At 42.6% G+C, this 1287-nt stretch carries 1 protein-coding gene; it reads right to left on the bottom strand.

All coding sequences use genetic code 11. The features are described 5' to 3' along the window. Nucleotides 1-90 precede the first annotated feature (90 nt). Nucleotides 91-1287: IS1380 family transposase (locus GF867_RS13595; RefSeq protein WP_153833622.1), on the bottom strand; the 1197-nt coding region annotated here is incomplete at its 5' end.

The raw sequence follows: 1287 nt of genomic DNA, 5'->3' as shown, positions 1-1287 counted from the left end.
CCATTCGAGTCCTTGTCTAAAAATGGGCAGACTCGTCCCTTTGTTATTCGCTTTTAAAATTTTTATAGGTTCCGACTGATTAACTCAGCTTTATAATCTAAAGTGTTGAACACGTTCGTAGATTGCGAAAAATTCTTTGTAATACACATGACTCGTCGATAAGTGATAAAACACTTGGCGCGCATGTCGGACGATTCTTACGCCCACTTTAAATACCTGATGACGGAGTGTCGTCATCTGACATTTAACAGACGCTTTGGGTAAACAACCTGTTTTAAAACACTGAATCAGCGTATAAGCTAATTGACTCATCACTAAGCGGGCTTGATTCGCTTGGAACGTTGAATGGTCAGTCTTTCCCATCATAAAGCCATATTTCGCTTCTTTGATGTAATTTTCCATGGTTCCTCGTCGTTGATAAGCTTTAATAACCGACTGAACCGGCACTTTAATCAAACTGGTCGTGATAAAGGTGTACCGATAAAAGAGTTCGTCTGCCGGTCGAATCGCTTGGACACAAACACGTTGAGGCCGGTCCCACGTCCCTGCTTGATAGTCAAAGTCGAAATAGACCGTCCTTGAGTGTGTATAGTCCTCACTTTCAAGGTTAGGTAGCGCTTGTTCTGCGAAGCGTTTCAAACGAGCATTGGCTTTTAAACGGATGATAAAATCCACATTGTCTACGTCACACTGGTTGTAAATCTTTGGGGTCGCAAATCCACTATCACCTCGTAACAAGCATTGAGTGAGTGTTGGAGAGGTTTTGAACTGTTCAAACAAAGGTAACAAGAAAGCTACTGCGTCTGTTGAGGTGTAGTCATTGCCTGGACGATGGGTGGGTTTAAGGAAATCACCGGAGATGCCATCAAAGGCAACTAATGGGTGATAACCGGTCGTTTGATAATGTGCATTGTAGTCCGTCATTTCTTGGTCACCAAATGTGTCTAAGTGAGTCGAATCTAAATCAATGATCCATTCAGTTTGTTGCCGTTTGGTGCGGGCAGTTTCGTTAAAGAAATCGATCAAATGAGTCATCCCTTGAAGAACGCGATCATCCAAACTATTCCAAAAACGTGAGAAAGTCGGCTGCGACGGTAAGGTGTCTTTCTCTAATAAAATTTTCAGAGCTGGATCATGACGCAACACATTTTGAGAGATGTCTTGAAAGTAACCGCCGAAGTACTGGAAAAGTGCGCTTTCAAATAGGCTCTCATTGGAATGGTACGCATTCGAGCGCTTCTGAGTAAACGGAATAAAATGTTTGACCCGATCCGTTAATCGAATGTT

Origin of the sequence: Fundicoccus ignavus, from assembly GCF_009659375.1 — a bacterium.
Classification (GTDB): Bacteria; Bacillota; Bacilli; order Lactobacillales; family Aerococcaceae; genus Fundicoccus; species Fundicoccus ignavus.
Note: the sequence above shows the minus strand (reverse complement) of the source record. Positions and strands in the feature narration are given on the sequence as shown.